23 protein-coding genes are annotated in these 19899 nt (G+C 61.2%); 22 read left to right on the forward strand and 1 reads right to left on the reverse strand.

What is annotated here, in order from left to right; translation table 11 throughout:
* Positions 1 to 129: 129 nt before the first annotated feature.
* The gene (gene mutS / locus JFU57_RS13825; RefSeq protein WP_201129634.1) at positions 130 to 2709 is read right to left on the reverse strand and encodes a DNA mismatch repair protein MutS; all 2580 of its coding nucleotides are present in this window, start codon (positions 2707 to 2709) and stop codon (positions 130 to 132) included.
* Between the two features lie 188 nt (positions 2710 to 2897).
* On the opposite strand from mutS, the gene JFU57_RS13830 reads away from it, so the two are divergent.
* The 22 genes from JFU57_RS13830 (at position 2898) to JFU57_RS13945 (ending at position 19871) form a co-directional block, all read left to right on the forward strand.
* Positions 2898 to 3641, forward strand: a complete 744-nt coding sequence (locus tag JFU57_RS13830) for an XRE family transcriptional regulator (RefSeq protein ID WP_078470086.1) — start codon at positions 2898 to 2900, stop codon at positions 3639 to 3641.
* Between the two features lie 515 nt (positions 3642 to 4156).
* On the forward strand, positions 4157 to 4507 hold the full coding sequence (locus tag JFU57_RS13835; RefSeq protein ID WP_020296590.1) for a phage holin family protein: 351 nt from the start codon (positions 4157 to 4159) through the stop codon (positions 4505 to 4507).
* A gap of 87 nt (positions 4508 to 4594) precedes the next feature.
* Positions 4595 to 5116, forward strand: a complete 522-nt coding sequence (locus JFU57_RS13840; RefSeq protein WP_201129635.1) for a hypothetical protein — start codon at positions 4595 to 4597, stop codon at positions 5114 to 5116.
* Complete coding sequence (locus tag JFU57_RS13845) at positions 5113 to 5703, forward strand: phage baseplate assembly protein V (RefSeq protein WP_201129636.1); 591 nt, start codon at positions 5113 to 5115, stop codon at positions 5701 to 5703. Before JFU57_RS13840 ends, JFU57_RS13845 begins: the two co-directional genes overlap by 4 nt.
* 92 nt (positions 5704 to 5795) lie before the next feature.
* Positions 5796 to 5999: a hypothetical protein gene (locus tag JFU57_RS13850; protein WP_201129637.1), complete on the forward strand. Its 204-nt coding sequence runs from the start codon at positions 5796 to 5798 to the stop codon at positions 5997 to 5999.
* A 4-nt stretch (positions 6000 to 6003) separates the two neighbouring features.
* Complete coding sequence (locus JFU57_RS13855) at positions 6004 to 6330, forward strand: GPW/gp25 family protein (protein WP_020296586.1); 327 nt, start codon at positions 6004 to 6006, stop codon at positions 6328 to 6330.
* A complete protein-coding gene (locus JFU57_RS13860) occupies positions 6327 to 7208 on the forward strand; it encodes a baseplate assembly protein (RefSeq protein ID WP_078470090.1) in 882 nt (293 codons plus the stop codon). The genes JFU57_RS13855 and JFU57_RS13860 overlap by 4 nt, the downstream gene beginning before the upstream one ends.
* 1 nt (position 7209) lies before the next feature.
* On the forward strand, positions 7210 to 7815 hold the full coding sequence (locus tag JFU57_RS13865; RefSeq protein ID WP_078470091.1) for a phage tail protein I: 606 nt from the start codon (positions 7210 to 7212) through the stop codon (positions 7813 to 7815).
* Positions 7812 to 10178: a phage tail-collar fiber domain-containing protein gene (locus JFU57_RS33240; RefSeq protein ID WP_242487482.1), complete on the forward strand. Its 2367-nt coding sequence runs from the start codon at positions 7812 to 7814 to the stop codon at positions 10176 to 10178. The genes JFU57_RS13865 and JFU57_RS33240 overlap by 4 nt, the downstream gene beginning before the upstream one ends.
* The gene (locus tag JFU57_RS13885) at positions 10178 to 10558 is read left to right on the forward strand and encodes a tail fiber assembly protein (RefSeq protein WP_242487481.1); all 381 of its coding nucleotides are present in this window, start codon (positions 10178 to 10180) and stop codon (positions 10556 to 10558) included. The genes JFU57_RS33240 and JFU57_RS13885 overlap by 1 nt, the downstream gene beginning before the upstream one ends.
* Before the next feature lie 100 nt (positions 10559 to 10658).
* Positions 10659 to 11825 (forward strand): phage tail sheath subtilisin-like domain-containing protein, encoded by a 1167-nt coding sequence (locus JFU57_RS13890; RefSeq protein WP_201129638.1) that lies wholly within the window; start codon positions 10659 to 10661, stop codon positions 11823 to 11825.
* Positions 11826 to 11837: 12 nt separating this feature from the next.
* Positions 11838 to 12347: a phage major tail tube protein gene (locus JFU57_RS13895; RefSeq protein WP_201129639.1), complete on the forward strand. Its 510-nt coding sequence runs from the start codon at positions 11838 to 11840 to the stop codon at positions 12345 to 12347.
* Between the two features lie 13 nt (positions 12348 to 12360).
* The gene (locus JFU57_RS13900) at positions 12361 to 12666 is read left to right on the forward strand and encodes a phage tail assembly protein (RefSeq protein ID WP_020296579.1); all 306 of its coding nucleotides are present in this window, start codon (positions 12361 to 12363) and stop codon (positions 12664 to 12666) included.
* 141 nt (positions 12667 to 12807) lie between these two features.
* On the forward strand, positions 12808 to 15381 hold the full coding sequence (locus JFU57_RS13905; RefSeq protein WP_201129640.1) for a phage tail tape measure protein: 2574 nt from the start codon (positions 12808 to 12810) through the stop codon (positions 15379 to 15381).
* 9 nt (positions 15382 to 15390) lie between these two features.
* The gene (locus tag JFU57_RS13910) at positions 15391 to 16236 is read left to right on the forward strand and encodes a phage tail protein (RefSeq protein WP_201129642.1); all 846 of its coding nucleotides are present in this window, start codon (positions 15391 to 15393) and stop codon (positions 16234 to 16236) included.
* Positions 16211 to 16417, forward strand: coding sequence for a tail protein X (locus JFU57_RS13915; RefSeq protein WP_020296575.1), 207 nt, complete (start codon positions 16211 to 16213; stop codon positions 16415 to 16417). The genes JFU57_RS13910 and JFU57_RS13915 overlap by 26 nt, the downstream gene beginning before the upstream one ends.
* Before the next feature lie 61 nt (positions 16418 to 16478).
* Positions 16479 to 17522, forward strand: coding sequence for a phage late control D family protein (locus tag JFU57_RS13920; protein WP_201129644.1), 1044 nt, complete (start codon positions 16479 to 16481; stop codon positions 17520 to 17522).
* A gap of 210 nt (positions 17523 to 17732) precedes the next feature.
* The gene (locus JFU57_RS13925) at positions 17733 to 18371 is read left to right on the forward strand and encodes a hypothetical protein (RefSeq protein WP_201129646.1); all 639 of its coding nucleotides are present in this window, start codon (positions 17733 to 17735) and stop codon (positions 18369 to 18371) included.
* Positions 18372 to 18454: 83 nt separating this feature from the next.
* Positions 18455 to 18646, forward strand: coding sequence for a hypothetical protein (locus JFU57_RS13930; RefSeq protein ID WP_201129647.1), 192 nt, complete (start codon positions 18455 to 18457; stop codon positions 18644 to 18646).
* A gap of 90 nt (positions 18647 to 18736) precedes the next feature.
* Positions 18737 to 19228: a phage tail tube protein gene (locus JFU57_RS13935; protein ID WP_201129648.1), complete on the forward strand. Its 492-nt coding sequence runs from the start codon at positions 18737 to 18739 to the stop codon at positions 19226 to 19228.
* Between the two features lie 8 nt (positions 19229 to 19236).
* Complete coding sequence (locus JFU57_RS13940; RefSeq protein ID WP_201129649.1) at positions 19237 to 19587, forward strand: phage tail assembly chaperone family protein, TAC; 351 nt, start codon at positions 19237 to 19239, stop codon at positions 19585 to 19587.
* A 77-nt stretch (positions 19588 to 19664) separates the two neighbouring features.
* Positions 19665 to 19871, forward strand: a complete 207-nt coding sequence (locus tag JFU57_RS13945; RefSeq protein ID WP_201129650.1) for a hypothetical protein — start codon at positions 19665 to 19667, stop codon at positions 19869 to 19871.
* Positions 19872 to 19899 lie beyond the last annotated feature (28 nt).

Raw genomic sequence — 19899 nt, forward strand, 5'->3', positions numbered from 1 at the left:
TCAGGCGGCGGCAGCGGAGCCCCTTCATGACGGGGTCGCCAGGTTTGGGAGCGATAGTCTGCGGACCAGGCTTAAAAGTCCGCAGCATCCCAAACCGCGCGAGATTCTAACAGCTTGAAGGCGTCTGCGTTAGATGCGTGTCTTCAATGTATAGAGCATTTCCAATGCTCTACGTGGCGTCATGTCGTCCAGATCGAGCTTGGCCAGGTCTTCAAGCACCGGATGAGGCAGGCTGGCGAACATGTCGCTTTGCTGTGGAACCGACGTTTTTTCCGAAGCCGGGCGTGCGACTTCATGGGGCAGGCTGGTGGTTTCCAGACGGCTCAGGTGCTCGCGGGCACGCAGGATCACCTCGCTCGGGACCCCGGCCAGCTGGGCCACGGCCAGGCCGTAGCTCTGGCTGGCCGGCCCTGGCAGCACGTGGTGCAGGAAGACGATACGTTCGTTGTGCTCAGTGGCATTGAGGTGCACGTTGGCCACCAGCGGCTGGTTTTCCGGCAGCACCGTCAGCTCGAAGTAATGGGTGGCGAACAGCGTGTAGGCGCGCAGGTGGGCGAGACGTTCTGCCGCAGCCCAGGCCAGGGAAAGACCGTCAAAGGTACTGGTGCCGCGGCCCACTTCGTCCATCAGCACCAGGCTGCGTTCGGTGGCGTTGTGCAGGATGTTCGCGGTTTCGCTCATTTCCACCATGAAGGTCGAGCGGCCGCCCGCCAGATCGTCGCTGGAACCGATCCGGGTGAAGATCCGGTCCACCAGTGACAGCTCGCAACTGGCGGCGGGTACGAAGCTGCCGATATGGGCCAGCAGCACAATCAAGGCGGTCTGACGCATGTAGGTGGATTTACCGCCCATGTTCGGACCGGTGATCACCAGCATGCGGGTGTTGTCATCCAGGCTCAGGTCATTGGCCACGAACGGCGTGCTCAGCACCTGCTCGACCACCGGGTGGCGCCCCTGGCTGATGCGCATGCAGGGCTCGCTGACAAAACGCGGGCAATTCAGGTCAAGGTTCAGCGCACGCTCTGCCAGGTTGCTCAGCACGTCCAGCTCGGCCAGGGCCGCGGCGGTGTCCTGCAGGGGCGGCAGGTGGCTGATCATGGTCTCCAGCAGGGCCTCGTAGAGCATTTTCTCGCGGGCCAGGGCCCGGCTCTTGGCGGACAAGGCCTTGTCTTCGAATTCCTTGAGCTCTGGAGTGATAAAGCGCTCGGCGCCCTTGAGGGTCTGGCGTCGGATGTAGTCCGCCGGAGCCTGTTCGGCCTGTTTGCTTGGCAGCTCGATAAAGTAGCCATGAATGCGGTTGTAGCCGACCTTCAGGTTGGCCAGGCCGGTGCGGGCTTTTTCCCGGGCCTCGAGATCGATCAGGAACTGCCCGGCGTTCTCGCTCAAGGATTGCAGTTCATCGAGCTCGACGTCGTAGCCGGTCCTCAGCACGCCGCCGTCGCGGATGACCGCCGGCGGATTGTCGATGATGGCTTTTTCCAGCAGCGCCGCGAGCTCCGGGTAGGTGCTGGTGGTCTGTGCCAGTTGAGTGAGGTGCGGGCCTTCCAGTTCGGCCATTGCCACTTGCAATTCGGGCAGCGCCGCCAACGCGTCACGCAGGCGCGCCAGGTCGCGCGGACGGGCATTGCGCAGGCCGATACGGGCGAGGATCCGCTCGATATCGCCGATTTCCTTCAGCTGCGGTTGCAGCTTCTCGAAGCGATAGCCATCCAGCAGGCAGGTAATCGAGGTCTGCCGCGCCTGTAGGACCTTGAGGTCACGCAGCGGACGGTTCAACCAGCGAGTCAGCAGGCGGCTGCCCATGGCGGTCTGGCAACGGTCGACCACCGATTGCAGGGTGTTGTCGCGGCCACCGGCCAGGTTGGTGTCCAGCTCCAGGTTGCGCCGGCTCGCACCGTCCAGCACCACGGTGTCGTCCAGGCGCTCGTGCCGCAGGCTGCGCAGATGGGGCAGGGCGGTGCGCTGGGTTTCCTTGGCGTAACTGAGCAGGCAACCGGCGGCGCCGATGGCCAGGGTCAGGTTCTCGCAGCCAAAGCCCTTGAGGTCCTGGGTCGAAAACTGCTGGCACAGGCTCTTGTGCGCCGAGTCACGCTCGAAGTCCCAAGGCGCGCGACGCCGCACACCACGACGCTTCTCTGCCGGCAAACCCTGCGGCCAGTCATCCGGGATCATCAGCTCGACCGGGTTGACCCGCTCCAGCTCCGCCAACAGGTTTTCCCAGCCTTTGATCTCCAGCACGGTGAAGTTGCCGCTGGTAATGTCCAGGACCGCCAGGCCAAACAGACGCTCGTCACCCAGCACCGCGGCGATCAGGTTGTCGCGGCGTTCATCGAGCAACGCCTCGTCACTGACCGTGCCCGGGGTGATGATGCGCACCACCTGGCGGTCCACTGGACCTTTGCTGGTGGCCGGGTCGCCCACTTGTTCGCAGATCACCACCGACTCGCCGAGCTTGACCAGCTTCGCCAGGTAACCTTCCGCCGCATGGTAAGGAATGCCACACATCGGAATCGCCTGGCCCGCCGACTGCCCGCGTGCTGTCAGGGTGATGTCGAGCAGCTTGGCGGCCTTTTTGGCGTCTTCGTAGAAGATTTCGTAGAAGTCGCCCATGCGATAGAACATCAACTGATCAGGGTGCTGGTTCTTGAGGCGCCAGTACTGCTGCATCATCGGTGTGTGGGAGGACAAGTCTGAGAGTGCTTTATTCATCGGGTAGGTAGGCAAATTCGTTGAAAGTGGTGGGGCAAGGGCGGGGCATCGGCCCGGCGTTTCCGCGATGGGCGCAAGGTTACCATGGGCGGTCGGCCCTTCGCAGGCGTGAGGCCGTAGGTTGTTTCTGAAAAGAATGCATAAAATATGCAAATCAGCATTTGTCATCGGCGAAAAGAACGAGCAATATGCGCGTTATGCAAAAACGCAATGTTTCTACCGTCTTAAGAGAACTGCTCGATCGCAACGGAATCTCCCCTACGGAGCTTCACCGTCGAACCGGCGTGCCTCAATCCACACTCTCGCGGATCCTCAGCGGCAAGATCGTTGATCCGTCGGACAAGCACATCTCGCGCATCGCCGAGTACTTCCAGGTGAGTACTGATCAACTGCGCGGGCGCGCTGAGATTGCCCCAGGCCGCGCGGCGATTGGCGACGAGATACATTCCGAACTCAAGGACATAAGTCTGTGGGACGACGATACACCTGTCGATGACGACGAGGTCTCGGTCCCCTTTCTTCGAGAGGTTGAATTGGCTGCAGGATCAGGAAGATTCGTCATCGAGGAAAGCGAGCGCGCCAGCCTGCGTTTTGGCAAGCGCAGCCTGCGCCATAACGGTGTGCAGTTTGACCAGGCCAAGTGCGTCACAGTGCGCGGCAACAGCATGCTGCCGGTGCTGCGCGACGGCGCCACCGTGGGCGTCAATGCCGGCAAGTGCGGTATCGGCGACATCGTCGATGGCGATCTCTACGCCATTAACCATAATGGCCAGTTGCGGGTGAAGCAGCTATATCGCCTGCCTACCGGCATTCGCCTGCGCAGCTTCAATCGCGACGAGCATCCGGATGAGGATTACAGCTTCCAGGAAATCCAGGAAGAGCAGATCACCATCCTCGGCCACGTCTTCTGGTGGGGCATGTACGCCCGCTAACCGAACCGCCGTCAGATAAAACCCGCCACCGAGCGGGTTTTTTTTCGCCTGCAGAAAAGCCGTGAGCCTTGTGCGACAAGGGTTTCATGCATACGCGCATTTATTGCGCATAAATAAATGCACGTATGCATTGACTGTATATGCATACATGCATATTCTTTGTCTCAAGCCGCTCAACAACGGCGAGCAACACCGCTCTTTAGTGGCAAAGCAAAGGCAGCGATGAACCGGCCTCAACGGTTCAGAGGGTTGGCAACTGACCCGGGTGTGCAGCGTAAAGCACCAGAAGCAGTTATCCGGCGGACAGGGTCGCGGTCGGAGGAACAATTTAAATGGATCCGTACCGCGCCAGTAGCGCCGAAAGATCAGAAGGACCGCATTACTGAAAAGCCTGGGCAACCGGGCTTTTTGGAATGCCTGCCTAACTGTATGCCCCTTGGCGATACAGGCTCACAGCAGCACCCGCATTATTTTTCCGGCCAATGAATTGGCTTTTCCCGCACTGGAGGCAAGACATGACAAACGAGCAACAAGCGTTGCTGGACATGCCGATCTGGCTGGTCATCGTCCTCGCTCTGGTGGGTGGCGTGTCCGGCGAGATGTGGCGCGCTGACAAGGAGGGCGCCCGCGGCTGGCTGCTGGTGCGACGACTGGCCCTGCGCTCCGGCGCCTGCGTGGTCTGCGGTGTCTCGGCGATCATGCTGCTGTACGGCGTCGGCGTGTCGATCTGGACCGCCTGCGCACTCGGCTGCCTGACCGCCATGGCCGGCGCCGATGTGGCCATCGGCCTTTATGAACGTTGGGCGGCCAAGCGGATTGGGGTGTGCGAGGTGCCACCGCGGGACTCTCACTCTGATCAGCCTTGATTCCCTGATCAGCATTGGCCCTCAACAAGGTCTGCCGGCCATGGACCCACAGGCGTGGCAGCGTCGACCTTCTTCTGGAACACGACAATGAACGAACTGACCCAGCTACAAGACGCCATCATGGCCACGATCAAGTTGGCGATGCCGCAGCTGCATACGGTCGAGGCCTTGCCCAAGGTGCTTGAGGACGCCACTGAGCCGGCGCTCTACCTTGCAATTACCGGCCTGGACCAGGGCACCGACCCGGGCGACGGCCGCAGTTGTATGCAGGCCACTCTCGAGGCGCGGGTGCGAGTGGATGCCAATCTTGTGCAGGCGCCTTTGCAGGCGGCCATTCTGGCGGCTCAGTTGATCGAGCTTCTACGTTGCCAGCAGTGGGACCTGGATTTTGTCGAAGGCGCAACGGCGGTCTCGGCAAAACCTGCGGATATAGTCTCGGAGCCGGCTTACAGAGCCGAGTGGATTGTGCGCTGGCAGCAGCTTATCTACCTGGGCCAGGAGCAATGGCCATGGCCGAATCAGCCATCAGGCACGCTGGTAGTGGGCTTCAGTCCCGATACCGGACCAGGTCACGAGGCTGACTATCAGTCACCGGAGCACATGGCGTGAGTTACGTATCTGCAACCCACGACCGCATGATTGCCGGCTTGATTCTCCCGTGCAGCGTGATCGGTGTGGACCTGGCTGCCGGCCTGGTGCGAGTTTGCGATGGTGCCGGCTGGACCAGTGCCTGGGTGCGCTGGCATAGCCAGGCCGCCGGCAAGGCCCGTCACTGGCGGGCGCCGAGCCTGGGTGAGCAGGGCGTCCTGATCAGCCCCAGCGGCGAGCCGGCGCAGGGCACGTTTGTACCGGGCCTGTACGGTGATGCCGGCGCTCAACCAGACAACCGTGATCATGTCGAGGTCTGGCGTTTCGATGATGGCGGCTCGCTGGTCTACGACTGGCAGGCCAAGCGCTACAGCATCAGCCTGCCCAGCGGCACGGTGGCAATCCAGGTCGGCGCCAGTTCGGCGTTGGTCACGGACAGCGCCATTACGGGCACGGCCGACAGCATCACATTGACCGGGGCAATCACCCTCAATGGCGATGTGCAAATCAACGGCGCCAGCCTGAAGCACAACGGCGTTAATGTCGGTTCGACCCATGTCCACTTGGGCGTGATGCCCGGCCCTGGATCAACCGCAACGCCTCAGTGACGCTTTGCCGATCAACGTCGGCCAGCCTACCCATGACGTAGATAAACCTGATCAATCCGCCGAGTGCGGATTTTTTGTACCCGGAGAAAAGCATGGCACTTCCGAAAAAAAAGCTCGACCGCTCGGCCGTTACTGGCGCTGCGATCTTTCGCGACACCCTCTACACCTCCCGCATTCTGATCCTGGCGGATGGCCGCGAGCTGGCGGTGGTCCAGGGAACGGTATCGGCGCCGGCGGGCGACAGCCTTGCCAGGGACTATCTGCAGCAGCATCCGGACTTTCAGCCGCAGGAGTAACACGATGATCGGAATGGATCGCCGTACTGGCCAGCCGCTGTCCGGCATCGAGCATTTGCGGCAGTCCATCGAGGACATCCTGACCACCCCTTTGGGCAGCCGGCGGATGCGACCTGAATACGGCAGCAACCTGCGCCGTTACGTCGACCTGCCGGTAACCGGCGGCTGGAAAAGCGCGGTGCAGGCCGAGGTGGCACGGGCGCTGTTGCGTTGGGAGCCACGGCTGAAGCTGGAGCGGGTGCGAGTGGTAGCGGTGGTGGAGGGCCAGGTCAGTTTCCAACTGACGGGCCAGTACCTGGGCAACAACGCGGTTTTGGAGGTGACGGCATGAGCATGCTGGATTTGTCGGCGCTGCCGGCGCCCCAGGTGCTGGAAGCCCTGGATTTTGAAGCGCTGTATCAGGACAAGCTGGCGACCTTTCGCCGCTACATGGGCGACAACTGGACGGCCAACCTGGAAAGCGACCCCGTCACCAAACATCTGGAGCTGTCCGCTTACGGCGACATGCTGTTGCGAGCCCGGGTCAACGATGCGGCCAAGGCGCTGCTGCTGGCCCATGCCAAGGGCACGGATCTGGACCAGCTGGCAGCCAACGTCAATCTGCAACGCCTGGTGATCCAGGCCGGCGACCCGCAAGCGGTGCCGCCGGTGGAGGAGATCAAGGAAGCCGATGACGCATTGCGCGAACGTGCCCAACTGGCCTACGAAGGGCTGACCACCGCTGGGCCGCGTAACAGCTACATCCTGCATGCCCGTAATGCCTCGGCCCTGGTGGCCGATGCCGAAGCCGAAAGCCCGTCACCGGCCTGTGTCACGGTTACGGTGCTGGGCCTTGAGGGCGACGGCGCTGCTGCGCCTGAGCTGCTGGCGACGGTTGCCGCAGCGCTCAATGATGAGGACGTGCGCCCCCTGGGGGATCGGGTCACGGTGAACAGTGCCCAGGTCCTGCCGTATCGCATCGACGCGGTGCTGCACATGAAAGGCCCCGGGCCTGAAAGTGATGCGGCCCTGGCCGAGGCCGAGCGCAGGCTGGCCGCCTGGGTCAACCCACGCCGGCGCCTGGGCATCGAAGTGGCGCGCTCTGCCATCGATGCCCAGCTGCATGTGGCCGGCGTGGCCCGGGTCGACCTGCGCGGTTGGCAGGACATCGCTCCGAGCAAGGCCCAGGCTGCGTACTGCACTGGCTACAGCGTCACCTTGGGGAGCTGATATGACCAGCCTGCTGCCAAGCAATAGCACCCTGTTGGAGCGCGCCCTCGAGGCGACCAACACCGGCGACACCGCCACCATGTTGCGCACCCTGTACAACCCCTCGACCTGTCCGGTGCACCTGCTGCCCCAACTGGCCTGGGCCTGGTCGGTGGACCGCTGGGACCCGCGCTGGAGCGAAACGGTCAAGCGCAACGCCATTCGCGCTTCGCTCTTCATCCATGCCCGCAAGGGCACCATCGGTGCGCTGCGCCGGGTCGTGGAGCCCCTGGGTTACCTGATCGAAGTGGTCGAATGGTGGCAGATGGTCCCCCGGGGTGAGCCCGCCACCTTTGCCCTGAAAGTCGGGGTACTGGATACCGGTATCACCGAGGAAATGTACCAGGAGCTGACCCGGCTGATCGACGACGCCAGGCCCGTGAGCCGGCACATGACCGGGCTGGCCATCAGCCTGGAAACCTCCGGGGTGATCGGCTACGGCGCCTATGTGGATCAGGGCGAAGTGCTCGACGTTTACCCCCCGGCACCCCGTGATATTGATGTGACCGGTCGATACGGCCAGGTCATGTGCATTGATGAAACAGACACCCTGGATGTGTACTCATGATCGATTCCAACAGTCAGTTCTTCGCCATCCTCACAGCAGTGGGCGAGGCGAAACAGGCCAACGCCACCGCCCTGGGCACGCCCTGGACCTTCAAGGAGATGGCAGTAGGGGATGCCAACGGCAGCGACCCCATCCCCAGCAAGACCCAGACCAAGCTGATCAACGAATGGCGCCGCGCACCGGTGAATCAGGTACGTACTGATCCGGCGAATCCCAACGTCATTATCACCGAGCAGGTAATCCCGCCCGATGTCGGTGGGCGCTGGATCCGTGAAATCGGCCTGTTCGATGCCGCCGGCGACCTGGTGGCGGTGGCCAACTGCGCGCCAAGCTTCAAGCCCCTGCTGGCCCAGGGCACTGGCAAGACCCAGGTCATCCGCATGAACTTCATCGTGGCCAACACCGCGCAGGTCGTGCTTAAGATCGATCCGGCCGTGGTCCTGGCGACCCGTGAGTACGTCGACAATGCAGTGATCGAAGCCCTGGCCAAGATGGACTTCAAGCACTCAGCGCTGGTGGCTACCACGGCCAACATCGCGTTGAGCGGGATCCTGACCATCGACGAGGTGCTGCTGCCGGCCGATGCCCGGGTGCTGGTGAAGAACCAGACCCAGGCCAAGGACAACGGCCTGTACGTGGTGTCGGCGACCGGCGTCTGGAAACGTGCGCAGGATGCCGACAGCAGCCTGGAAGTGACCCCGGGTCTGTTTGTCAGCATCGAGAAGGGCACGGTCAATGGCGACAGTGTTTGGCAGTTGGTTACGGATGGGCCGATCACCCTGGGCACCACGCCGCTGGCCTTTGAAATGGCCGTGGGCCGGAGCGGCGTCAGCGCGGGTTCGTATGCCAATGTCACGGTCGACAAGAACGGCCGGGTAATCGCGGGTACCAACCCGACCACCCTGGCCGGTCATGGCATCACCGACACCTATACCAAGGCTGAGATCGAATCCATCGTGGCGCAGGCGTCGTCGTTGCCGGTGGGTTCTATGGTGGCGTTTCCAAAGGCCAGTATGCCGCCTGGGTTCCTTGAGATTGATGGCAGTGTGAAGAGCGTTGCTACCTACCCTGATCTGGCGGCTTACCTCGGGACTACGTTCAACAAGGGCGATGAAGGGGTGGGTAACTTTCGGTTGCCGGAGTCGCGTGGCGAGTTCCTGCGGGGCTGGGATCATGGGCGCGGGGTTGACGCAGGTCGGTCTATCGGTACTTCACAGCTTGATCAGTTCCAAGGGCATAACCGGATGTGGAACCAAGCCGTTGCAAGCTCTGGTGGAACCCGGAACACCCCAATGCAGTCCAGTACATCAGGGACTGTTGATGCTCTCAAGTATCCACTAAGTGCTATTGGGGAAATCATTCCTGACGGAGTTAACGGCACTCCGCGCTTTGGTACTGAAACTCGCCCGCGTAACTTGGCGGTTATGTGGTGCATCAAGGCCTGGAACGCGCCAGTTAATCAGGGAAATATCGATGTTGCTGCGCTTGTCAAAGAGCTAGCAGCCCTGAAGTCAGCAACGCCTGTCGGTGCCATCGTTGCAATCCCCAAAGCGGATGTGCCGCCGGGGTATCTAGAACTCGACGGCAGCGTACAGAGCACCGCAACCTATCCCGACCTGGCGGCGTACCTCGGGACCACGTTCAACACGGGCGGCGAGGGTGCCGGAAACTTCCGGCTGCCTGATTCGCGGGGTGAATTTCTGCGCGGCTGGGACCATGGTCGCGGCGTTGATGCTGGGCGGGCGCTCGGCGGCTATCAGCTGGATATGCTCAAAAGCCATACCCACGAGTATTCCCCTATGCGGGGTAGTGGGGTCGTTAACAGCGTATCGAACAAAATTTCGGCGCAGTCGGATGCGAATGCCGACAACGGCGCGACTACTGGAGCTACTGGCGGTGCGGAAACCCGCCCGCGCAACTTGGCAATTATGTGGTGTATCAAGGCCTGGAACGCGCCAGTCAATCAGGGAAACATTGATATCGCAGCGCTCGCAGCTTCGATTGCTGCCCTTGATCCCGAGAACCGCCGTAAAACAAGCCCCTGGGTTCCGGTGAGCATCTCGGGATCAATTACATTCGCGCATGGATTCGGGGTGGACCCTTGGGGTGTTTCGCTAGAAATGCTGTGTGTTACGGCGGCAACGGGCTTTCCTCTTGGAACCCGTTTAACCGTGGCACCTGCGGGCGGTGGTGATGGTGGGTCGGGGTCAACAAGTAGCCCCATTGGAGTATGGGCAGATGGCGTGAATGCCTATGCAAAGTTTGGTGCCGCGACAGGGCCGTTACTAGTTCGTACAACGGACGGGGTTTTGGTGACTGTTCCAACTGGCGGTTGGCACGCACGTTTGAAGGTAGAGAAATAATGGAAGATATTGCCCGTTTTTATACATTTGAAGGCCTGTACATTGGTGCTTTTGCAGGTGGCGCTCAGCCTCCAGCGGGCTCAGTTGAAGTTATGGCCCCGATAGATATTTTGCCGACCGAGGAACAAATTTCTGTAGTCGTACTGAGTCAGCGGGACGAGCTACTTAAGGCGGCGGCGTTGCGCGTTGCGCCCCTTCAAGACGCGGTTGATATAGGTAATGCGACCGAAGAAGAATCAGCCCGACTGCTGCAGTGGAAGAGCTACCGCATCGACTTGATGCGAATCGAGCAGCAAGAGGGGTTCCCCGCTGCTATCGACTGGCCGCTATCGCCTGATGCTTTATCGGCGCTGGTGCCGGTAGAAACGCCCACCGAATAACGCCCCGCACCGCCGGGGCGTTTTCTTTCCCGCTTCCCCTTAACCCAACATCCCTTACAGCCCCCTTTACCCGGGGCTTTTTCATGTCTGGAGTTTATCCATGAGTGGTTTTTTCCACGGCGTTACCGTTACTAACGTCGACACCGGCGCGCGCACTATTTCGTTGCCGACGTCCTCGATCATCGGCCTGGTGGACACCTTCACCGAGGCCCCGGCCTTCACGGCCAAGGCCAACGACCTGCTGCTGATCACCAACGAGCGCGAGGCCATCGCGGCCTGGGGCCCGGATGCGGCCATCACCAAGGCCTGCCAGGCCATCTATCAGCGGGCCAAGGCGGTGATCGTGGCCTGCGGCGTGGCCAAGGTGGCCGAGGCAGCAGAGCAGACTTCGGCAATCATCGGCGGGGTGCTGGCCAACGGTAAACGCACCGGTTTGCAGGCGCTGCTGGACGGCAAGAGCCGTTTCAATGCCCAGCCGCGTTTGCTGGTCACCCCCAAACACAGTTCGACCCTGGCAGTCGGCACCGCCCTGGTCGCCCTGGCCGACAAGCTGCGTGGCCTGGCGATCATCGACGGCCCGAACAGCACCGACGAAGCGGCCATGGAGTACGCCAAGAATTTTGGCGCCAAGCGCGCCTACATGGTCGATCCGGGTGTTCAGCACTGGGACAACGGCGCCAGCGCCACGGTCGACGCGCCAGCCTCGGCCTGGGTCGCCGGCCTGTTTGCCTGGACTGACAACGAATACGGCTTCTGGGCTTCGCCATCCAACAAGGAGTTTGTCGGCATCACCGGCACCTCGCGCTCCATCGAGTTCCTGGACGGCGATGAAACCTGCCGCGCCAACCTGCTGAACAACGCCAACATCACCACCGTCATCCGCGACGACGGCTTCCGTCTGTGGGGTAACCGCACGCTGTCGAGCGATCCGAAATGGGCGTTTGTCACCCGGGTGCGGACCATGGACATCGTCATGGACGCCATCCTCTTCGGCCACAAGTGGGCGGTCGACCGCTCGATCACGGCGACCTATGTCAAGGACGTCACCGAGGGCCTGCAGGCGTTTATGCGTGATCTGAAAAACCAGGGCGCGATCATCAATTTCGAGGTCTACGCCGACACCGAGCTCAACACGGCCAGCCAGCTGGAGCAGGGCAAGGTGTACTGGAACATCCGTTTCACCGACGTACCGCCCGCCGAAAACCCGAACTTCCGAGTCGAGGTCACCAACCAGTGGTTGACCGAAGTCCTCGATCAAGCCGCTTAAGGAGCAGCAGCAATGGCAATGATTCCCGAAACCCTGGCGAACATGAACCTGTTCGTCGATGGCATCAGCTTTCAAGGCGACGTGCCGAGCCTGACCCTGCCCAAGTTGACCCTCAAGACCGAGGAGCATCGTGTCGGCGGCATGGATGTGCCGGTGGAGCTGGACATGGGCATGGAAAAACAGGAAGCCGGCTTCACCACCACCGGCGTGCGCCGTGAGTCGCTGAAGCTGTTCGGCCTGGCGGACGGCACCGGTTTCAGCGGTGTGTTCCGTGGTGCCTTCAAGGGCCTCAAGGGCAAGGTCACCCCGGTGATCGTCACCCTGCGTGGCCTGCTCAAGGAAGTCGACATGGGCGATTGGAAGTCCGGCGACAAGGCCGAGATCAAGCACAACGTGGCGCTGACCTACTACAAGCTCGAAGTCGACGGTCGCCTGATCTACGAAATCGATGCCTTGGGCATGAAGCGCGTGATCAATGGCGTCGACCAACTGGCCGCGCAACGTTCGGCCCTGGGCCTGTAAGGAAACCACCTCCATGTCTCAAGCAATCGACAAGAGCCCGGCCTGGATGGCCCTGAGTGCTGAAAACGTTGTCATCAGCCTCAGTAAACCGGTGCAGATGAACGGCGTGGTCTGCGACAAGGTCACCTTGCGTGCTCCAACCGTGCGCGATGTGCGTGCGGCCAATGCCGGGGCTGCCGGCGATGATGAACAGCGCGAGCTGATGCTGTTTGCCAGCCTGGCTGAAATCAGCGCCAAGGACCTGGAGGGCATGGCGCTCAAGGATTACCAGCGCCTGCAGGCCGGCTATTTTCGCCTGGTGCAAGACGACGAGCTTTGATCCGAAGGTGATGAAAATGGCAGCGAAGCGGCTCGCCAGCGAGCTGCATTTCGCCGCCGAGGAAATCATGACCATGAGGTTTTCCGACATGGTCTGGTGGCTCACGGATTGAGCCCGTCACCCAAGGAGCAGGAGAGGCAGATGGCGAGCAAACTGGAATCAGGGCTGGTGGTGATTGGTACGGCCCTCAGTTCGACGTGGGACGCCGCCTTCAAGACGGTGGAAGACCGGATCAAGAAGCTGGAGGCACAGGGCAACAAGGCCGGGGTGCTGGAAAAGGCCATCGGCCAGACCCTGCGTCTGCAGGATGAATGGAAAAAGGCCCATGACACCGGCGCCGCTTCCGCCGCCGGACTGTTGCGCCGGTTGGAAGAGAGCCGTGATGGCCTGCGCCAGCAGGGTGTTCAGGTCCACAAACTGCGCCAGGAGTACCAGGCGCTGGGTAATGTGGCTCGGGGCTCGGCTTTGCAGGCCCGAGGGCTGCAGCAGATCGGCCAGGGCAAGGCCGACTTCAAGGCGGCTTATGGCTTGGCCAAGGACGGGATCGGCAAGCTGGCCATCCCGGTCAAGGTCAGTGCCGATTATCAGGCGCTGATCCGTGATATCGCGATCAAGGCCGGTGTGGCCAATCAGCCTCAGGAAGCGCAACTGAGCCGCACCGTCATTCAGACGTCACGGGACACGGGGATGGCCCGCAACGAGGTGGCCGCTCTGGTGGGGCAGATGGCTGCCAGCGGCATGTCGCTGGACAAGGCCCAGGGCTATGCCGCGCTGGCGGCCAAGTTTGCGGTGGGCCAGGGCGCAGGTGTCGAAGATACTGCGAAGCTGATGCGAGCTCTGGAGCTGCAAGCCGGGATCAGCGATCCCAAGGTCATGGAGCAGGCCCTGGAGGCCATCGCCCAGCAGGGGCAGGCGGGCAATTTCGAAGCCGCCGACATGGCGCGCTTGCTGCCGACCCTGCTCAAGAGCGCGAAGGGGGAGGGGCTCACCGGTATGGATGCGGTGAGCCAGCTGGGCTCGATGCTGCAGGTGCAGATGAACACCGCCGCAAGTCCCGATGAGGCCGCCGGACAACTGCAGAACTGGATAGGGAAAATCGGCTCCAGTGATGCAGTCAAGGCTTACAAAGATGCCGGCATTGACTACCAGGCTTCGCTGAACACTGGTATCCAGAAGGGCATGTCGAGCCTGGAGGCGAGCTTTGCTTTGGCCATGCGCTACGTCAGGGCCATCGACCCGGCCAAGGCGGCGAAGATGGCCGAGGCCCAGGCGCAGATCAGCAAGGAAACGGACCCGGCGAAGGCCAAGGCCATGCTCGAGGCACTGGAAGAGTCTCTGCGCACCGGCGACCTGTTCACCGATATGCAGATCAAGGCGGCCTTGCTGGCTCAGACCCAGGGCCGGCAGCAGTACGAGCAAGTGAAGAAGGATTCGTTGAGTGCTTCGGGCGTTCTTGACAGGAACCTGGCCGAGCGTCGGCAAGCCTCCAAGCAGCTTTGGGCTGAAACCGCGCAGGCGGTCGACGATGGCATGCGTGCCGTGGGAGAGGCCCTGCGCCCGGCCACTGATCTGGTGGCCAAGGGCCTGACCCTGGTAGTCGGCAAGCTGACTCAATTGGCGGAGACGGCTCCATCCTTGGTGTTGGGAGTGACCGCCCTGGGCGCCGCGTATGTCGCGGTGAAAAAGCTGATGGCCGTCTACAGCATGGGCAAGGGCCTGCTGAATGTTTTCCGAGGCGGGCTGAAGATTGATCCCAAGTTTGTACAGCGGGTATTTGTCACCAACGCACTGGGAATGGGGGCGGGCGATTACGACCTCGACGGCGGCCGGGACAAGAAGGGCAACAAGGGTCGAAAGCGCCCAGGTGGCGCGAAGGCCAAGCCCGGCAGGTTCAGTAGGATTTTCCAGACACTGAAAAGTGCATTCAGTCCAGCGCGTATAGGCAGCGTTGCCAATGGTGCGCTGGGCATGGGGCGCACGGCGCTGAACTGGGTAGGGTCAATGTTCAGGAAGATAAAACCACCCAAGCTGGGTGGCTCATTCTTTTCGGTGCTAGATGCCGGTATTCAGGTGGCAGATACCTACCAGAACGCCAAGACCCGCGACGAGAAGGCTGAAGGTTATGGCGGCGCGGCGGGTGGGTTAGCAGGCGCTTTGGTCGGGGCCAAAATGGGGGCTGCTGCCGGGGCTGCCATTGGCTCTGTCATACCAGGACTAGGCACCGCCTTTGGCGGCGCTGCAGGTGTCGTCATTGGCGGTGCTCTGGGTTACAGGGGCGGCGACGCCCTGGGCTCCTATGCAGGCAAGGCGATGTTCGGCTCCGACGAGTCGCTCAAGCAGATGCCCGCAGCCGGCCCGCTGATGATGCGCAACGCCGGGCAGAACATTCCGCCGGTCATGGGCGACATCGCCAAATCCTTCCAGAAAGGCCAGACACCCCCGCTGATGGGGCAGGCGGCGCGCTCGATGGCCAGTCCATCGTCGTCTAGCGCGGCGCTGGCCACGATCACTGCGCCGGATTCATTCAAACCCCAGGTCCCCCCCGTCATCGAGCAGCAGTTCAGCTTCGCGCCTTACCTGTCGATCTCGGTCCAGGGCGATGTGCGCGACCCTGCGCAACTGGCTCGGGAGCTGGAACCGCACCTGCGCTGGCAGTTCGACGAGTTCAGCCGCCAGGCTGCCGCTCGCCAGCTGTTCGACGCGGCACACGTTTAAGGAGATCCCATGGCTTACATGGAACAGCTGCAGTCGGGGCTTGGCTCCCTGGTGGCGGCAGCGGAGGCGGGGCGGCGCAGTGCAGATGAGATGCTGGGGCCCATGAACGGTGCCATCAGCGATATCACTGGCGCCGCCCTGGAGCTGGAGAACCTGCCCTTTGTCGGGCCGGCCCTGGGCGCCAAGTTGCAGCGCACGATGCGCGGTATCAGCGCCGCGCAGTCGGTCGTTGGTGAAGTGGCGGCCAAGTACAGCCAGGCGGTGACGGTAGCGGGGCAGGTGCAGCAGCGTCTTGGCGCCTTGCAGGAGCAGGTGGCCAAGGCCGGCGCGGCGATCAACCGCATCGGCGGGCAGATCAGCCCCGCCCTGGGCAATATTTTCCCGACGGCCGCGTTTGCCGAACAGGCCACACCGGCGGCCGAAGCGGTGAAGCCCTTCCCCCACCTGTTGATCCTGCAACCGCTGGGGGCCGGTGGGCAGCCTTACTACTTCAATGTCGACACCGCGGCCTTTGAGGAGCTGCGCCGACAGACCGGGTTCCGCTGGGCCGGTCAGGAGCGCCTGAGCCGCAGTGTCGCCCAGCAGGCGGTGGGCCAGGGTGAAGAGCGCATTTCCCTCAAGGGCGCGATCTTTCCGGGGTTCAAGGGGGGCCTCGGGCAGTTGCAAACCTTGCGCAGTATCGGCCGACGCTTGCAGCCGCTGGGCCTGACCACGGGCTACGGTGAAGTGCTGGGCACCTGGTGCCTGACCAGCATCGAGGAAGATCAGAGCCACCTGCTGGCCGGTGGTATCCCCCGCAAACAAGGTTTTTCATTGGAGTTCGTAAGCTATGGCGACGACCTGCAGAACGTCTGACGGGGACCTGCTCGATACCCTGTGTCAGCAGTACTACGGCCACCTCAACGGCAGTGTCGAGGCCGTGCTGGATGCCAACCAGGGGCTGGCCGACGAACCCCAGCCGTTTCGCGCCGGGGTCTTGATCCGGCTGCCGCAACTGCCGGTTCGGGCCGAGGCCATGGTCCAGCTATGGGACTGACCCTCAACCCCTTCAACAAGCCCCGTCGAGTACGGGGTTTGCACTTTCTGGAGCACGGCTCATGACGCCAAGGTTCCGCGTTGTTGCCGATGGCCGGGACATCACCGCGCAGATCAACGACCGCTTGCTGAGCCTGCGCACCACGGACAAGCCCGGCATGGAGTCGGACGAATTCGAGCTGCGCATCGATGACCGCGACGGCGCCGTGGCGCTGCCCCGGCGAGGGGCGAGCATTGAAGTGTTCCTCGGTTACGCCGGCCAGGAACTGACCCGCCTGGGGCGCTACACCGTGGATGAGGTGGTGGTGAACGGACCGCCCGACACCCTCGAGATTCGCGGCAAGGCCAGTGACATGCGCGGCAGCGGCAAAACCACCCGCAGTGGCAGTTGGGAGAACGTCTCGCTGCAACTGATTGTGCGTGACCTGGCGGCGCGCAACGGATGGATACCGATCTGCTCGCTCGCCATCAAGGTGCCGCGCATCGATCAACTCAATGAGTCCGATTTCAACTTCATCACCCGCCTGGCCAGGCAATACGACTGCACCGCCAAAGTGGCCGAAGGCAAGCTGCTGGTACTGCCCCGGCAAGCCGGGCAAAGCGCCAGCGGCAAGGCTCTGGGCGTCGTCACCCTTACCCGCGGTGATGTCAGCCGCTATCAGTTCCGCCTGAGTGATGGCAGTACTCACAAGGCGGTGCAGACCCGGCATCAGGACAAAAAGAGTGGAGCGCTCAAAGTCATTGACCTGGGGAATGAACATGCAGCGCCAGGCGTGCCGACGGTGAACACCGATCGGCATCTGTATCCGAACAAACAGGCCGCCGAGCAGGCTGCCAAAGCGCGTTTGGCGGCCTTCAACCGCAGCACCGCCAGTTTGCGCCTGGATATGCCCGGGCGTACCGATCTGTTTGCCGAGCGAATCATCAGTGCCCAGGGCTTCAAGGTCGGACTCGATGGCGACTACCTGGTGGATTCGGTCGAACAGCTGTTCACCCAATCTGGCTGGAGTACCACGGTTGAATGCAATGGCGGCAAGCAAGGCAAGGCCAAGGCTGCGGGCAAGAAAAAGCCAGCAGCCCGGCCACTTAAGGTGGTGCAGCTTTAAGTCATTGCGCCCAACTTTAGCGTGCTTGGGCTGGACTGAGTTTTATCTACGGTTGGATCGCTATTGGGATCCATGAGCACTAGTAGTCAGTGATGAAGCGTTAGGGGCGATTGATTGAACGCTCGTTGTAAGGAGTTGCAGCAGTTTTTTGTATGCAAGGCCGTTTCAAAAATGAGCACGTAAGCTCGCAAAAACACTATCGGAGATAGTATGAAAAAGATTAAAGCAGTATTGCTCTTGAGTCTGTTTTCGTTGATGGGTACATCCCTGAATACCTGGGCGGATGCCATGTCTTGGAACTTGGCGCGGGATGTTGTCTTTATCAAGAGTAATCCTGCGCCAAACTCGCCCTGGGCATTTATGCAAAATGCCTCGGGGTTGAATAAGCCGGAGAGCTATACCCTGTTGCCTGTTTTTACGGCGGATACTTGTTCTGGTAATGCTGCCACGTGCTGGGCGGATCCATTATCGATGGCGCTTGTTTCGGTGCACTTCAAAACTTTCACCTTCACCGAGAACGGCGGTTATGTTCTGCAGCCAGGTAACTTGGCTCTTCATCCGGGAAAAAATAGTCAGACGATTGTTCGTTGGAATAGCCCGATTATTGGTGATATCAATATTCTTGGGCGTGTTAATCATATTCACGATGGCTGTGGCGATGGTGTTAGCTGGTCCCTCAATCTGGATGGCGCAGTACTTCAGTCGGGCACTTTGGCAAGAGGTAAGGGTGCTGTCTTTTCGGCAACTAAAGTGCCCGTCACCAAATCGTCCGCCCTCTATTTTGTCCTTGATAAGAAAACTAATTTTTCATGCGATACCAGCACTATCGATATGTTGATCACCAATTGATCAAAGGCAAGTCGGGTCGTATCACTGTTTGAGGCCACTCCAAGTAATCACCACCCCGATCAACGCGAAGAGAATGAACAGCGATGAATGATGAAGAACTGGCAGCGATCAATCGTCTGGTTGCGGCCCTGCAAACCCAAGCAGATGGTCAGTTGGCGTTGAACGCAGCCATCCGTCTGCTGGCCCAGAGTAATCAGGCGCTGGTCGATCTGATCAAAAGCCGAGAGCCAGATCCGAACGCCCCCCCTTATCTCGATGGCACGCCCGCTCCGTGAGCTGCCGGGCGGCCTGAGCCAGCCTTTCAAACCGAGTCATACCCATTGCCCGCCATTGCGGGTTTTTTATTGTTCGCAGGAGAACACCCGATGTCGATTCTTACCCAAGGTACTCAAATTTTTGCCCTTGTTCCGTCGCTCGCCGGCAGCGGTCCCTACACCGTGTTGGAAATCGAACACGCAACCTCTTTCGATCCAGGCGGTGCACCCGCTGAACAAATCGAAGACACCAGCCTCAACGCAGCAGAGCGCAGCTACAAAAAAGGTCTGCGTACTCCAGGCACCGCCAGCCTGGGTCTGAACGCCGACCCTGCAAACGCCAGCCATATCCGCCTGCATCAGCTTTCCGAGGCTGATGGCGACACCAGCGTCAAGTGGGTGGTGGGCTGGTCCGACGGTAAAGGCGTGGTACCCACCGTCAACACCAAGGGTGACAACTTCGAGCTACCGGCCACTCGCACCTGGTTTGCTTTCGACGGCTACGTCTCGGACTTCCCTTTCAACTTCGCGCTGAACGCGGTGGTCACTACCACCGTCACCATTCAACGCACGGGTGGCTCCACCTGGATCAAGAAAGCCTGAGAGGCCCTATGAACCTCAAACAACTGAAAGCCAAAGGCGGCATCGTCGACGGTCAAGCAGTCAAAAAGGAAGTGAGCTGGACTCATCCAGACAGCAAAACGGGGAAGGAGGTGACCGACACCTTCACCCTGCACATCCGTCGGCAGTCCTTCGGTGTGATCGAGCGCCTGTTTGCCCAGGGTGAGTCCGAGTCGAGTCGCAATGCCAGTTTCATCGCCGCATCGGTGGCATTGGGTGCTGAAGGCGCGGAAAGCCTCAGTTACGACGACGCCTATAACCTTGAACCGTCGTTGGGTTTCCTGATCCTGAACGCGGTGAATGAGGTCAACGGCACAGGTGGCGCTGTCGCAAAAAACTGAGTGCCGCCGATGAGTTCTGGCACGAACTTGTACTGAACGGAGTCGGCGGCCGGACCATAGCTGAAGCCAAGGAGCGCATGACCTATCACGAAGCCCTGGCGTGGGGGCGCTATATCGATCGATATGGCTCGCTGCATGCCGGTAGGCGGCTGGAGGCGGGCAACGCACTGGTTGCATTGCAGACCCACCGGCTGGGCGGGGGCACGGCTGAATTGCTGGATTTCATGCCTTATGAACAACGCTTGGGGATGTCACTCGAGCGCGCAATGAACGAGTGGTGCTAGGACAGGCCACTTTTCTGAAACCCGTTTC

This window comes from Pseudomonas sp. TH07 (assembly GCF_016651285.1).
GTDB lineage: Bacteria > Pseudomonadota > Gammaproteobacteria > Pseudomonadales > Pseudomonadaceae > Aquipseudomonas.